The following is a 14,309-nucleotide window of genomic DNA, read 5'->3' on the forward strand; positions in this document are numbered from 1 at the left end:
GCCACGGATGTTCACCCAACAGGCCCTTCCACCGGCGGGCTCCGGGCCATGGGCTAGAATTGCGTGGGCCCCGCGGGGCCATCCACGCTGGCTTAGATGCTGAAGCCATAATGCGAAGAACGGACCAACACGAATGACGACAGTCAGCCGAGAGCGGGAAACGACGCCGCTCAATGGTGCCTCAGGTACCCCCGAGCTGGAAACCTCCGCAGATGAGCGGGGAGCCAAAGCCCTGCTCTGGGGCCTGATCACCGTGGCAGTGACTGTCATCGGAGCGCTCATCCCGCTGATCCGTACCCCGCGGTTCTATTTCTATGATGACACCCAAGCGGGTGCCTACGGCATCTGGATCGAAATCGGCGAGAGCCTGCGCCGCGGAGAGTGGTGGCTTTTCAACGACGAAGCCTGGGCGGCGGGCAACTACGCCGCCGAGGGGCAGTGGGGCCTGTGGAATCCGATGGTCATGCTCATCGGGCTGCTCGCCACCGTCGTGGCAGACGGAGTTGTCTTCGCCACGCTGCTGAAGATCTCGCTGATGGCCGTGCTGGCCCTAGGAACCTTCCTGCTGGCGCGCAGCTACGGAGCCGCTGCACCGTGGGCTGCCGTTGCCGGGACTGCGGTTCCCCTCACCGGGTTCACCACTTATTTCGACGGATCCTCATGGGTGACCGGCCTGATGGTCTTTGCCCTGCTGCCGTGGGCCTGGTGGGGACTCCGCCGAATCGTTGTGCGCCGGGGCAACCCCGCACCCGCGCTCATTGTTTCTTATCTGCTCATCACGGTGGGGTACGTCCACGGAACCATCATGCTGGTGGTCGTCTTCCTTGCACTGCTAATTGAGCTGCTGGTACGGCGCCAGGCCGCCCGGATCATCCCGCTCTGCCTCGCCGGAGTGGTCCTGGGTCTTGTCGCCCTTACCGTCTATCTGCCCGGGGTCCTCACCGCCGAGGTCACCGCCCGCGCTTCGGAGATTGGCAACAGCGGTTTCCTGGGCACTGACCTGACCGGGCTGGCCAGTTCATCCGTTGCCAGTGCCCTGCCCCAGGTTTCGGGCTGGTGGGGTGCCTACTCACCGGTGCCGGTGCTGTACATCGCCTGGTTCCTGCCGCTCCTGGGCCTGGTCAGCACGGCCCGCATGCGCGCCAGCTGGCAGCAGGCCGCCGGACTGATCGTCTTTGGCACCATTTCGCTTATGCTGACCCTTGCTCCCAGCGACCTGGGTCCGCTGAGGTTCCCGATCCGGCTGGTGCCCTACTTCTCCCTCGCCCTGCTGGTCCTCTTTGCCGTCCTGGTTTCCCGGGCGAGGGTCCGGGAACTGACCCGGGGACGCGTGGCCGCTGTCGCCGTCCTCTACGGCGCGGGCATCTACCTGGCCTGGAGCCAGAACCCTACGATTGACCGGATCCATTTTGTCCTGGGCGCGGTAGCCGCGGCCGGGATCATTGCCGTGCTGGTTGTCCTATATGCACCGCACAAGCTGGTGAAAACGTGGGGCGTGCGTGCCGCAGCCGCCGGAATGATCGCAGTGTCCCTGGTAACCGCCGTCGGGCAGAAGCACTATTTCCCGGCAACTCCGCTTCCCGACTTCCAGTACCCGGAGTCGCCCGGGGAATTTCAGGAACCGCTGGCTGAGGCTGAGGGCATGGCCTTTATTGTTGGGCAGCCGGACCGTCTGGGTCCCGGCATCTGGAACGAGACGCTGGCCTCTAACGCGTGGTATCTCAACGACACACCCACGCACAACCTGTACAGCCCAATCATGTTCAGGGCGTACTCAGAGGACCTGTGCATGACCAGCCACGGCGGGACCTGCCAGAACGCGGCGGACAGCCTGTTCACCCCGGACCCGGAGACCGGAGAACTGCTCGTTGACCTGCTGTCCATCGACACCGTCCAGATCCTGCGGGATCCCGGGGACGCGGACGGGACACAGCTGGCGGCACGAACGGTGCCGGAAGGCTGGTCCGAGGTGGAACGGACGGACAACGCAGTTACCTGGGTCCGCGACGAACCGCTGGAAAACAACGGTGAGGCCAGCTGGACCAGCGCGGGCACCTCGGTCACTACCCTTTCTGACAGCAGCCAGGAACTCGTGCTGCGGGTGGACCAGGTTCCGGCCGACGGCGGTGAAGTGGTCCTGAGCAGGCTAGCGTGGCCCGGCTATGAAGTTGAGGGCGGAAGCCTGGCGGACCCGCTGCGCGGCTACCTGCTCACGGTCGATGTTCCGGCAGGGAGCGAAGGCCAGGAAGTCCGTGTGACCTTCGAGCCGCCGGCTTGGCCGGTCCTGGTGACGCTGATCTACACTGCGATCGGACTTGGAATCCTGTGGTCGCTGGCGCACCTGATCCTCGGACTGCGGAAACCGGCCCGGAATACTTCCCGGCGTTCCGCGTCGGCGGAGCCAGGCCAGCCATGAGCCAGCCAGAAGTGCCAGCAGACAAGGCCCGGGATCAGGATCCCGGGGAGAACACTCCTTTCCCCGAGGATCCGCACGGGCTCTTCACGGGTCCGCCCGGGCCGCTGCTGCGGCTGCTGAAGACGGAGAAGGTTGCCTTCCTGATCGTCGGCGGTGCCAACACCGTCTTCAGCACGCTGCTGTTCGTCGCGCTGGATCTGTTGTACGGGCGCTATGTCCCTTCCTTCGTGGTCCTGGGCAGCGCGTGGCTGATCTCCCTCGTCGCGGTGTTCTTTGTCTACCGCAGGCTGGTCTTCAGGGTCACCGGACACGTGCTCCGGGACCTCGCCCGCTTCGCGCTGGTAAACCTGACCGCACTGCTGGTGAATATGGTGCTGCTCTTCGTCGCCTCGGATCTCCTGGGCGCGCCGCGGATCCCGGCACAGATCATCATCACCTGCCTGACAGTCTTCATAAACTACTTCGGCCACAAGTACTTTTCCTTCCGACGCAAACCAGCAGAAGTCCCCGGCACGGCAGATCCCGCCGCGGGCAAGAAAGAGGACGACTCATGAGTCCCCGGATATCAATCGTGATCCCGGCCTACAACAATGCCGCGTACCTTCGGGCGACCCTGGAATCGGTGTTCGCACAGACATACCAGGACTACGAAGTAGTTATCGCCGACCACAGTTCGGTGGATAAGACGGCGGAGATCATCGATTCCTTTGCCCATGAACCGCGGCTGCGAATCCTCAGTCCCACACCGCACGGGGGAGGGGCAAAAGCGAACTGGAACCGGGTGAGCCAGCACGCCGAGGGCGAATGGATCAAGCTCGTCTGCGGGGACGACCTCCTGGCACCCACCGCACTCGAAGCCCAGGTGGCTGCTGCGGATGTGAACCCCGGCGCCGTTATGGTGGCGAGCAAGCGTGACATCGTCGACGCCCGGGGAAAGGTTGTCATCCCCTCACGCGGCCTGGCGGACCTGAACGGGCGGGTCCCGGGAACGGACGCGATTCGTGCAACGGTCCGCAGCGGGACGAACATCTTCGGAGAACCCGCCGCCGTCCTGCTCAAACGTGATGTCCTTGCCGAGGGCTGGTGGGACGATTCCTTCCCCTACATGATCGATGAGACGGCCTATGTCCGTGTTCTTCGTTCCGGGGATCTGGTGGCCCTGCCCCAGTCGCTTGCCAGTTTCCGGATCAGTGCGAGCCAGTGGAGCGTCCGTCTGGCCCAGTCGCAAGCGGAACAGGCGTCCGGGCTGCACCGAGCGATTCTGGCCGAGTACCCTGAAGCCGTTTCACCGGCAGATGTGCGGCGGGGCAATGCCTTGGCCCTCGCCAACGCCTACGCGCGCCGACTGGTGTACCTGGGCCTGCGCCGCCGAATGGGACGCGAGCACGCTGTTGAGAGCACCACCTAAGCCGTGCAGGATACGAAGGAGAGATCAACCGGCAGGAATTCCCAGCCCACTGCACTGGCGGCTAGCGTGATTGGCGCTGTTCTGTTGTGGCTGAAACGAGGGGATAACGCTCTTCGTGCCGGAGTCGTGCTGGCCTACGTGCTGGCTGTGCTTTTCGGCATGACTACGTCCTCGATTGGAATGGGTCATCTGCGCCAGGACCCGGAGAACCCGATCGGTACCCAATTCGGCGATTCAAGCTTCATCAGGTCCGACGAATACAATGCATATTCTCCCATCGCCCTCTCCGTCATGGCCACTGGCGCCGCTCCGACCCTCAGCGACATGGGCGCACGCGCAGACTTGGTCCACCGCTTCACCTCAGGCGGGTTTTTCGAGTCTGTTGTCTTCTTCGACTCGGGGTTGCTGAAGCTCGCGACGTTCCTGCCCGACGCCAGCGTCTTCGCAGCCCACTGGTGGCTGCCTACGCTGCTGCTTCTGCTGTTTATGCCGAAGTGGTTCGAGCAAGTCGGTGGAACCCGCAGAATGGGCTGGCTTGCGGCTGGGCTAATCATGTTATCCCCTGCTGTGGCCTGGTGGTCCATGATGCCCGTGGCTCTGATTGCCTATACGCTGACGGGAGCGAGCTTCATGCTCAGTTCCTATCATCGGCTGGTGTCAGGACGGCGGATAACTGGTGTCCTTGCCGGAGTGGCAGGAGGCATCCTGATAGCTGGACTGCCGTCGTTCTACACGCCTTGGTCCATCCTCTTGGGGCTGCCCGTTGTCGCCGCATCCGCCCTGTGGATCCTTAGCCGTTCTGGAACCTGGTGGAGCCGCGCACGTCCCGTCGCGTTGAGCGGCGCCACCGCTGTCCTCTTCGGTGTGGGATTGCTCGTCGAAAACAGAGAGGGACTCAACGCTCTGTTCGGCACGGTATACCCGGGGAGCAGACGTTCCTCAGGGGAAGCACAGCCGTTCGCTCTGCTGTTCGGAGCGCCGTCCCTTTCTCCACTGCAGGACGGCTCTGTGCCCATTCAAGCCAATGCCAGTGAGCTCTCAACGTCTTTCACAGTCGCGTTCATCTGGGTTGCTGTGTTGTTGGCAGGGGCCAGTCTGTTGCCTGGAATCCGGCGCGGCATTGCTGCCTGGACGGTCCTGGCATTCGGCTTGGTGTGGCTCGGATGGGCATTAGTGGACCTCGGCGAGCTGGGGGAGAAGCTGCCGTTGCTCAACTTGGTGCCCTCAGTCAGGTCCGCACAGGTCGTAGGCATCCTGGGCGTGATATCCCTAGGGTTGTTCCTCTCACTCATGGGGCGTCAACGTTGGAACACAGCGGTTGTTGCGGCGGCCGTGTGCGGTGCAGCGACAGTGTACGCAGGCTCTCAGGTGCAGGCAGAATATCTCCCTGATCTTCGATTCCTCACCATTCTGGCAGCGGGCTTGGGGGTGTCTCTGACCGTCCTCTTTGTTACCCGCATCCCCGGACGATCGTGGCCGGTCGTTCTGGCTTTGGTTCTGGCGACGCTGCCTGTTTATCGGGCCAACCCGGTAGTTTTCGGACTGGGTGACCTGAGAGGATCATCCACAGCAGAAGCGCTGTTCACCGCAGGAGAGGACGCCAGATCCGCAGGCACGTATTGGGCCTCCAACCTTGGTTCTTTCGACACTGTGGCACTGGCCAACGGAGTCCCCTCGCTTTCTGGTTTGCAACGGTCCGGCCCGCGCCTTGAGATGTGGGAGCGGATCGATCCCAATGGAGAATTTGAGGAAGCCTGGAACAGGGGCGGAGGATATATACCGTTTGCCTGGACACCCGGGGAAGAAACCCGGATCACCACGGATGGCTTCGATTTGACCTTCGTGCATATTGACCCGTGTACGCTCGCCGCCGCTGTTCCTGAACTCGGACACATTGCATCTACGCTGGAGCTTGAAGGAGGCTGTCTCCAGCCCAGCGAGACCCTGCAATGGTCAGGACATCAGGTCTACGTGTATGAGGTTGTGAAGGACTGACTGACCGGAGTACCCGCCCGTGGAAGAGGCGCTGCGAGGCGGCGGTCTGAACTGAGAGGGTGTTGGTTACACACAAATTGGTGTTCCTGCACAACCCAATGCCCTGCGTCCCGCCGGGTGCTGTCATTCCCTGCAGCAACACCAGCCTTGATGCTTGCGCCAGCATGGCAAAGGCGGTCATGGCCAACCGGCTCCGGTACATTTTTTACCATCCTGGCGCTCACCGGAACCGAGAGCCGGGCGGGACAGCAACGGTTTGAATGAGCGACGCACCGGGACGTGATCCATATTGGTATGAACCATTGTGGGTGATTGCAGACCGAGGTGGCTCGTGAGGATGTGAAGCAGTCTTCAGATGCCCTTGACCCCCGGCCGGAATCAACCGAGCCGGATTATCCCGGGCTAGCCCCGAAGGTAATTGCGGAGGGCTTCAGCCGCATCACGAGGGGTGAACCCCGTTGCCTTGATCTTTCGCAGATCCAGCATGCTGTTCAGCGGACGCGGCGCGGCCTCCGGTTTTGAGGCGAAGTACTCTTCGGTGCTGACACCGGTCACAGCCAGCGGGTCAGAGCCGGTCAGCGAATAGACCTCTGCGGCGATGTCCGCCCAGGACGACGGATCGCCATCATTGGTTATGTTGTACGTCCCGAAAGGGGCCCCGGACTCCGTGAGGTGGCGGATGGCCGCAGCGAGGTCCCGAGCGAAGGTGAGCCGGCCGATCTGATCGCTGACGACGCTGGGCTTGACCCCCTTGGCAGCCAGGGATGTCATGGTGCGGACAAAGTTGCTGCCTTCGCCTATGACCCAGCTGGTCCGCAGGATGTAATGCTGCGGTATGGCCGAGACGACGGCGTCACCTGCGGCCTTGGTCTGTCCGTAGACCCCCAGCGGGGAGAACGGCTCGTCCTCGGTGTGCACGCCCCTGGTGCCGTCGAAGACGTAGTCACTGGAGACGTGCACCAGAGTCAGGCGGTTCGCAGCCGCGACTGCGGCTAGTCGTGCGACGGCGCTGACGTTCAGGTCCCAGGCCAGGCGCCGGCCCTCGGGGGTTTCCGCGGCATCAACAGCCGTGTAGGCCGCCGCGTTGATGATCGTGGAGTAGTTCTTCCAGTTCCGTTCATAGGACGCGGGATCAGCCAGGTCGAACTCCGCGCGCCCGGCAAACTCTACCGAGGCATCGCCGTCGTACGCCTGGCGCAGCGCGCGCCCCAGCTGGCCGTCGGCGCCCAGGACCAGCACCTTCTTCGGCGACATGGGGACCACGTCTGCCAGACTGGGATGCGCCCTGTCCTTGTCCGAGAGCTCAGCCTGCTCCAGCGGGATCGGCCAGTTGATGGCAGCGGTCTCATCCGCCAGGTTCAGGAAGGTGTATTGGCCCTGCGCATCCGCACTCCAGTGGTCGTTGACCAGGTAGGTGTAGGCGGTGTTGTCTTCAAGCGTCTGGAAGGAATTTCCTACTCCACGCGGAATGAAAATCGCCTGGCTCGGATCCAGTTCAGCCGTAAACACAGCACCGAAGCTAGGTCCTTCGCGCAGGTCAACCCACGCACCGAAGATCCGCCCAGTGGCAACAGAAATGTACTTGTCCCACGGCTCGGCGTGGATGCCGCGGGTGGTTCCGGCTTTCTCATTGAAGGAGATGTTGTTCTGGACCGGGCCGAAGTCCGGCAGCCCCAGCGCCAGCATCTTCTCCCGCTGCCAGTTTTCCTTGAACCAGCCGCGGTTGTCGCCGTGGACCGGCAGGTCATAGAGAACGACGCCGGGAATGGGGGTTTCGTGCGCCGCGAGGGCCTTGGAGAATTCAACCATTGCCGTTACTGGCCCTGGACCTTGTACTTGGCTTCGGTCTCGGCCTTCTGCGGGCGCCACCAGGCTTCGTTCTGCCGGTACCAGGCGATGGTGTCTTCGATGCCCTGCTCGAAGTTGGAGAACTTCGGTTCCCAGCCCAGTTCGGTGCGCAGCCGGGTGGAGTCGATGGCGTAGCGCAGGTCGTGGCCGGGGCGGTCGATGACCTGGTCATAGGCATCGGAGGGCTGGCCCATGTGGCCCAGGATAAGTTCGATGACTTCCTTGTTGTTCTTTTCCCCGTCAGCGCCGATCAGGTAGGTCTGCCCGATCTCGCCCTTCTCGATGATCGTGAGGACGGCGGAGGAGTGGTCGTTGGCGTGGATCCAGTCGCGGACATTCTCGCCGGCACCGTAGAGCTTGGGCCGGATGCCGTCGATCACGTTGGTGATCTGCCGGGGAATGAACTTCTCCACGTGCTGGTACGGGCCGTAGTTATTGGAGCAGTTGCTGATGGTCGCCCGCAGGCCGAAGGACCGCACCCAGGCGCGCACCAGCAGATCCGAGCCGGCCTTGGTGGAGGAGTACGGGCTGGAGGGATTGTACGGGGTGGACTCCGTGAACCGCTGCGGGTCATCGAGCTCCAGGTCTCCGTAGACCTCGTCCGTGGAGATGTGGTGGAAGCGCTTGCCGTGCTTCCGGGCCGCTTCGATCAGCGTGTAGGTGCCAACGATGTTGGTGTCCAGGAACGGGCGCGGATCGTGGAGAGAGTTGTCATTGTGGGACTCCGCCGCGTAGTGGACCACGACGTCGGTGTCCGCCACCAGGCGGTCCACCAGTCCGGCGTCGCAGATATCACCCTGGACGAACTCAAACCGGTCCGCGGGCAGCCCCTCCAGAGAGGCCTTGTTCCCGGCGTAGGTGAGCTTGTCCAGCACTGTGATCGAAGCGTCAGTATGGGCCAGTGCGTAGTGCACGAAATTGGAGCCGATAAAGCCGGCGCCGCCGGTGACAAGGAATCTGCGCATGTATATGTACGTTACCGGATTTGCCGTGCCTGATCAGACCGGCGAAGATGAGCAGCATGCGTGGAATTATTCTGGCCGGCGGTACCGGTTCGCGGCTACACCCCATCACCCTTGGCGTCAGCAAGCAGCTAGTCCCGGTCTATGACAAGCCGATGATCTACTACCCGCTATCAACGCTGATTCTCGCGGGGATCAAGGACATCCTGATCATCACTACGCCTCACGACGCGGACCAGTTCCAGCGGCTGCTCGGTGACGGCTCCCGTTTTGGTGTCAGCATCACATACAAGCAGCAGCCCTCTCCCGACGGCCTGGCGCAGGCCTTCATCCTGGGCGCGGAGCACATCGGCCACGGCCCCGTGGCACTGGTGCTGGGGGACAACATTTTCTACGGCGCGGGTATGGGAACACAGCTGCGCCGGTTCTCGCAGATCGACGGCGGTGCCGTGTTCGGGTACTGGGTCGCCGATCCGAGTGCCTACGGCGTGGTGGAATTCGACAACGCAGGCAAGGCGATCTCGCTGGAGGAAAAACCCGCCCAGCCCAAGAGCCACTACGCGGTGCCTGGCCTCTACTTCTATGACAATGACGTGGTGGAGATCGCCCGGAACCTTGAGCCCTCCTCGCGGGGGGAGCTGGAGATCACCGACGTGAACCGGGTCTACCTGGAGAAGAGCAAACTCCAGGTAGAAATCCTGCCCCGCGGAACGGCCTGGCTCGACACCGGGACGTTCGATTCCCTCAACGAAGCCTCCGAGTTCATCCGCACCGTCCAGAAGCGTCAGGGCCTGTCCATCGGGTGCCCCGAAGAGATCTCGTGGCGGCTGGGGAACCTGTCCGACGACGAGCTGCGGGCCATCGCCGAACCGTTGGTCAAGAGCGGCTACGGCGCGTACCTGCTGGGTCTGCTGGAGACCCGCGGCCAGTAAGAAGCCAATTAAAAAGGGGCACCAAGTGAACTCCGTTCGAGTGCCCCTTTTTAGTGGCGTTTCCTAGGGCTGGACCTCTTCGTGTCCGTCGGCGTCGGGGGCGGGTGCCGGGAGGGACTTGCCTGCCGGCAGGATCTCGACCTGGGTCCGCAGCTGCCGTACGGCCGTTTCCAGGACCGCGACTTCCTCCGCCAGGACACGGGTCTCGTCCTCAACCATGGAGAGTTCCCAGGACAGATGCAGCGAAACTCCCATCAGCAGGACGATGCTCATCGCGAAGAGCAGGTTCGAGGGAACCTCGACTCCCAGCCAGCCGGACACGAGGGCCAGTAACTGCGGCCAGCCCGCGAGAACCAGGGCCCCGCCGCCAACCAGCAGCCACAATACAGCGTACTTTTCACGGAGCTTCCTGCGCCGCAGCATGATCAGCACGACCACAACCATGAACAGGGAGAAAATAAATGCAGCTGCGACAGCCATGAGTTATGCCTTCCCTATGGGAACCTGGGACTTGCGGCGCGTCATTGCGAGTCCCAGGGCGAAAACGGAGCGCATGAGGTAGACAGTCGATTTGGCCGGGTTATGGCTCGGCACACCGCCCTGCCTCACCCGCATCTGCACCGGAATCTGGGTCACGGTGCATCCTGAACGGACGGCGACAACGAGCGAGTCTATGGTGTCGCCGAGGTATTCGGCTGGATAATGGTCAATGTACTGGTCCAGTGCCCGGACATTCGCTGCCCGGAAACCGGACGTGACGTCCGTTAGTTTTTCTCCCGAAAGCCGGGAGATGACTGCGGCGAGAAATGACATGGCCCACTTGCGGGGGCCGGAAACCTTGTAATTGCCTGCCTCGGCGAAACGTGCCCCGATGGCGATATCCGCCTTCTGCAGTCCCTTAACCACACGGTCGATGTCGCGGGGATCGTGCTGGCCATCGGCGTCTACTTGGACGACCTGCCTGTAGCCTTCCCGTCGGGCGTATTTGAACCCCGCCCGCATTGCACCGCCGACCCCGAGGTTGAAGGGGAGCCGCAGGACCGTGGCACCGGCTTCCTCTGCCAGTGCGCCGGTGTCGTCGGCGGAGCCGTCGTCAACGACAAGGACGTCGTAGCCCTTTCCCTGGGCGAGGACCTCACGGACTGTGTTTCCCACGGTTTCGCCTTCATTCCATGCGGGCATGATGACGAGGAGGCGGTTTGGGTCCTGCATGGGCATAGCTGGGTTCGAGTTCCTTATCTGTTTTGAAGTCCGGTGCTGCGGATGCCTACATCTGCGCGACGTGCCGGACAATCCCGAAGCGTCCAGTGCTAACATCGTAGCCGAACCCCGAAGGCCCGTCATGCGGAGCGTTCGCGAGAGAGCATGCGCTCGGCAGGCCCGGGGGCTGGATCGAGCACCAGGACCAGAGGAGCACCGCACATGCCGCGCGAAGACAATCCGAAGGGTTCCACAGTGCCGCTGGCCCGCTTCCGAAATCTGGTTTTTGGTCCGGCGGGACGGTACCTGCTGGTGGGCGTCCTGTCCTTCGCCATCGACTTTGCTCTCCTCGTCCTGCTCTACGAGGTCTTCGGGGTGGTGCTGTGGCTGGCCACGGCCGCCGCTTTCCTGACCAGCCTGGCGGTCAACTACCTGCTGCAACGGTATTTCACTTTCTCCGGGACCCCGACCCGGGGGACCAGCTTCATCAAGTACATGCTCCTGGTGGGAGTGAACACGGTGGCTGCCAGCCTGATTGTCTCCGGCTTTGAAGCCATCGGCAGCAGCTACATGCTCGGGAAGATCATCTCCACTGCGGCCATGACGGTGTGGAATTTTTTTGCTTACAAGTACTGGGTGTTCGCAGTGCGGGGCGGATTCGGGAACGAAACGCCGTCTCCGGCCCCGGCCCGCGAAGCTTAGCCCGGCGGAAGGACGCCCTTCCGCACGCCCTGCCGGTAGCCTTCCTGCTGCATACCGGTCAGCGGGTAGGTCCAGTAGACTCCTGCGCGGTCGACCGCGCCGAGAAGACGTCCTCCGGTGGCAGATGAGGGGGCCTGGAACATACGGCTGAAGGCATTCCATCCGGTTCCAACGGTCTCGTGTACGCCTAGGGAGCCGCTCCCGGTTCCGCGCCAGAGGGACAGCCGGCCGTCCGGTGACCAGCCCAGTATGTCGCTGCGTCCGTCGCCGTCGTAGTCCCCGGGAGCTGCGAGGGCGGTGAATCCGTCCCAGCCCCCGCGCCCTATCAGCGTTCCGTGCGCATAACCCTCGCTGCTTCCGCGAACGATACCTGTTCCGTTGTATCGCCAGAGGTTGCCGGAGCGGTCGCGGGCCAGTAGATCCGGCCTACTGTCCCCGGTCAGGTCGCCGGCACCGAGCACCTGGGTGTAGTTGTTCCAACCGGTGCCGATCCGCACCGCCCGTCCGTAGCCTTCACTGGAGGCGGACACCCGCCCGGTTCCGGCGTAGAACCACAGCGTGCCGTCCGGCTTGCGGGCCAGCAGATCATTGCGGCCGTCGCCGTTGAAGTCGCCCACGCCTGTGATCTCTGAATAGATCTGCCAGCCGGAGCCGATCCTGATCCGGGTGCCGAACGTACCGTTGGCTCTGCCCGGCTGGAACCAGAGCACCCCGTCGGTTGCCACGGTGAGCAAGTCCGCGACTCCGTCCGAGTTGAAATCAGGGGTTGCGGCTGCCAGCTTCTGTTTGGTCCAGGCCGCTGTTCCCCGCCGGACACCGGTGTTGTAGCCTTCCGAGACTGCGCCGGTTCCCTGGTAGAACCACACCCGCGAATCAGCGCCGATGCCGAGGAGATCAGTGCGCCCGTCGCCGCTGAAGTCGTTTCCGCCCAGCACGGTGCTGAAAATGTTCCAGCCAGTGCCGATCACATGTCCGGGCGCGAAGGATCCGCCCGCCAAGCCCTGCAGGAACCAGAGACGACCGTCGGAGGTTCGGGCGGCGACGTCGATTCGCCCGTCACCGTTGAAGTCACCGGTTCCTGTGAAGTCGCTGAAGCGCCACCAGTCTCCAGATACGGAAACAGCCTGGCCGTGGGCCCCTGTGCCCGTGCCCCGGTAGATGACTGCGGAGCCGTTTGGTCGCACGGCAAGAATGTCCGTCCGGCCGTCGCCGTTGTTGTCCCCGATGCCAAGGAGGTGGCGGAACTCTCCCCACCCGCCGCGTCCAATGACCTCCCCCGGACGGTATCCCTCGCTGACCGCTGAAACAGAGCCGGTTCCGGCGTAGAAGTATAGGTTGCCGTCCACGTGCCGGGCCACAATGTCAGCCCGGCCGTCACCGTTGTAGTCACCGGCAGCTACCAGTGCATTGAAGACCTGCCAGCCACTGCCGATCTGGCGGGGTGAGGAGAAGCTTCCGGAGCCGGTGCCCGCATGGAACCAGAGCGTTCCGTCTGCCCGGCGCGTGAGCAGGTCCGGCCGGCCGTCGCCGTTGAAGTCGCCGGGACTGAGTACCCTGCGGGTCCAGTCCGGAGCCGCTCCGTTCATCGCGAAGCGGGAAAGGTCGTCAGCCGATCCCCGCCAGACGTTTGAATCGCCGTCGAAAGGGCCGGTGCTGCTGTACTGCCAGACGTTGTAGGTTCTCCATCCGGCCGGCATCGAACCGGGACCTGCAGTGCTGTAGTTGGCGATGTGCAGCGGGTGGTTGGCGAAGGCAGTGCTGTTGCCGGTGCAGCGGTTCCACCAGTCGGCGGTGGTGTAGATCATGGGCAGCCGGCCGGTGCGGGCCTTGACCGTATTAGAGAAGTCCCGAATCCAGGACACCATCTGGGAAGCCGAGAAGTTGTAACAGGTGTTGCCTAGCTCCGGATAGGGGTTGTATTCGATATCCAGGAGGGGCGGCAAGGTGCGGCCGTCGGCGGACCAGCTTCCGCCGTTGTTCACAAAATAATTGGCCTGGGCTGCGCCGCTGGAATCCTTCTTTGGAATTGCGAAGTGGTAGGCGCCACGGTACATGCCCACCGAACCGGCCCCGGTGTACTGGCTGGTGAAACGTGGATTCTTGTATGTGGTGTGTTCCGTAGCTTTGACGTAGGCGAACCGTGCGCCCTGGTTCCACGCCCGGCTCCAGTTCACCGCCGTCTGGTGGCTGCTGACGTCCATCCCCTGAATACCTGCGGGCTTCCATGTCGCTGCAAGCGATACAGCGGGAGCCTGGGACCAGAAGAGAGCGGAGTTCGCGGAAACCGGTCCCGCTGAAGAGGAACCAGTAGCCGCGGAGGCGGATGCCGCCTGTTCAGGGTCAGTAGCGAGGTGCGGATCGGCAAGACCTTGGCCGATCAACACCTGCTCTGCTTCGATGCGCTCCTCAGTCTCTGCTGCGCTCGGGACCTGGGCGTTGCTTGTTTCCTGAAGCCGTTCCAGGCCCTGACCCATTTTGGCGCCGAGGATACCGATTACTTCCTTGAGTTCCTCCTCGGCGGCTTCCTGCTGCAAGGGGGCCGCTTCTTCGTGCGACGATTCTGGTTCTGGTGCAGGCACCGGCGCGGTGGGCGTCTGAGGTGTGCTGTCCAATCCGTCGCCACCGGGCAACGACGACGGATCCGTCGCAGCGGGGGCGGCGCCGGGTAGGTCTGTCGCAGCGGGGTCGGCGCCGGGCAGGCTTTGTGCCACCTCCGGCAAATCTGAAGTCTCCGGGTTTGATGGAATTTCAGAGGCCACCGGGTTTGGCACATCGACGGTGGCGTAAGCCGGCGCCGCAGAGGCAACCAGAGTGAGGCTGAGGATGCCTGCGAGGATGGGCGCGAG

11 protein-coding genes are annotated in these 14,309 nt (G+C 63.2%); 6 read left to right on the forward strand and 5 right to left on the reverse strand.

Features of this window, described 5'->3' with window-relative positions; translation table 11 throughout:
• Nucleotides 1-133 precede the first annotated feature (133 nt).
• From LOC59_RS04275 to LOC59_RS04290, 4 genes are all read left to right on the forward strand, one after another.
• A complete protein-coding gene (locus LOC59_RS04275; protein ID WP_227915412.1) occupies nt 134-2,416 on the forward strand; it encodes a hypothetical protein in 2,283 nt (760 codons plus the stop codon).
• The gene (locus LOC59_RS04280; RefSeq protein WP_227915411.1) at nt 2,413-2,970 is read left to right on the forward strand and encodes a GtrA family protein; all 558 of its coding nucleotides are present in this window, start codon (nt 2,413-2,415) and stop codon (nt 2,968-2,970) included. The genes LOC59_RS04275 and LOC59_RS04280 overlap by 4 nt, the downstream gene beginning before the upstream one ends.
• Entirely contained in the window at nt 2,967-3,824 is an 858-nt protein-coding gene (locus LOC59_RS04285) for a glycosyltransferase family 2 protein (protein WP_227915410.1), read from the forward strand. The genes LOC59_RS04280 and LOC59_RS04285 overlap by 4 nt, the downstream gene beginning before the upstream one ends.
• 66 nt (nt 3,825-3,890) lie before the next feature.
• Nucleotides 3,891-5,819, forward strand: a complete 1,929-nt coding sequence (locus LOC59_RS04290) for a DUF7657 domain-containing protein (protein WP_227915409.1) — start codon at nt 3,891-3,893, stop codon at nt 5,817-5,819.
• Between the two features lie 402 nt (nt 5,820-6,221).
• On the opposite strand, the gene LOC59_RS04295 is transcribed toward LOC59_RS04290, so the two are convergent.
• Both LOC59_RS04295 and rfbB read right to left on the reverse strand, forming a co-directional pair.
• Nucleotides 6,222-7,628 carry a sugar nucleotide-binding protein gene (locus LOC59_RS04295; protein ID WP_227915408.1) on the reverse strand — a complete coding sequence of 469 codons (1,407 nt, stop codon included), beginning with the start codon at nt 7,626-7,628 and terminating at the stop codon, nt 6,222-6,224.
• A 5-nt stretch (nt 7,629-7,633) separates the two neighbouring features.
• Nucleotides 7,634-8,632, reverse strand: a complete 999-nt coding sequence (gene rfbB / locus LOC59_RS04300; RefSeq protein ID WP_227915407.1) for a dTDP-glucose 4,6-dehydratase — start codon at nt 8,630-8,632, stop codon at nt 7,634-7,636.
• A 56-nt stretch (nt 8,633-8,688) separates the two neighbouring features.
• Here rfbB and rfbA point away from each other — a divergent pair, with 56 nt between their 5' ends.
• Complete coding sequence (gene rfbA, locus LOC59_RS04305; protein ID WP_227915406.1) at nt 8,689-9,561, forward strand: glucose-1-phosphate thymidylyltransferase RfbA; 873 nt, start codon at nt 8,689-8,691, stop codon at nt 9,559-9,561.
• A 63-nt stretch (nt 9,562-9,624) separates the two neighbouring features.
• Here the strand turns inward: rfbA and LOC59_RS04310 are convergent, their stop codons facing one another.
• Together LOC59_RS04310 and LOC59_RS04315 are read right to left on the reverse strand one after the other, a co-directional pair.
• Nucleotides 9,625-10,041, reverse strand: coding sequence for a DUF2304 domain-containing protein (locus LOC59_RS04310; RefSeq protein ID WP_227915405.1), 417 nt, complete (start codon nt 10,039-10,041; stop codon nt 9,625-9,627).
• A 3-nt stretch (nt 10,042-10,044) separates the two neighbouring features.
• On the reverse strand, nt 10,045-10,779 hold the full coding sequence (locus LOC59_RS04315) for a glycosyltransferase family 2 protein (protein ID WP_227915404.1): 735 nt from the start codon (nt 10,777-10,779) through the stop codon (nt 10,045-10,047).
• Nucleotides 10,780-10,983: 204 nt separating this feature from the next.
• On the opposite strand from LOC59_RS04315, the gene LOC59_RS04320 reads away from it, so the two are divergent.
• Nucleotides 10,984-11,463 carry a GtrA family protein gene (locus LOC59_RS04320; RefSeq protein ID WP_227915403.1) on the forward strand — a complete coding sequence of 160 codons (480 nt, stop codon included), beginning with the start codon at nt 10,984-10,986 and terminating at the stop codon, nt 11,461-11,463.
• Here LOC59_RS04320 and LOC59_RS04325 read toward each other — a convergent pair.
• On the reverse strand, nt 11,460-13,997 hold the full coding sequence (locus tag LOC59_RS04325) for a GH25 family lysozyme (protein ID WP_229970706.1): 2,538 nt from the start codon (nt 13,995-13,997) through the stop codon (nt 11,460-11,462). The genes LOC59_RS04320 and LOC59_RS04325 overlap by 4 nt on opposite strands.
• Nucleotides 13,998-14,309 lie beyond the last annotated feature (312 nt).

It is taken from the genome of Arthrobacter sp. zg-Y916 (assembly GCF_020907385.1).
Lineage (GTDB): Bacteria > Actinomycetota > Actinomycetes > Actinomycetales > Micrococcaceae > Arthrobacter_B > Arthrobacter_B caoxuetaonis.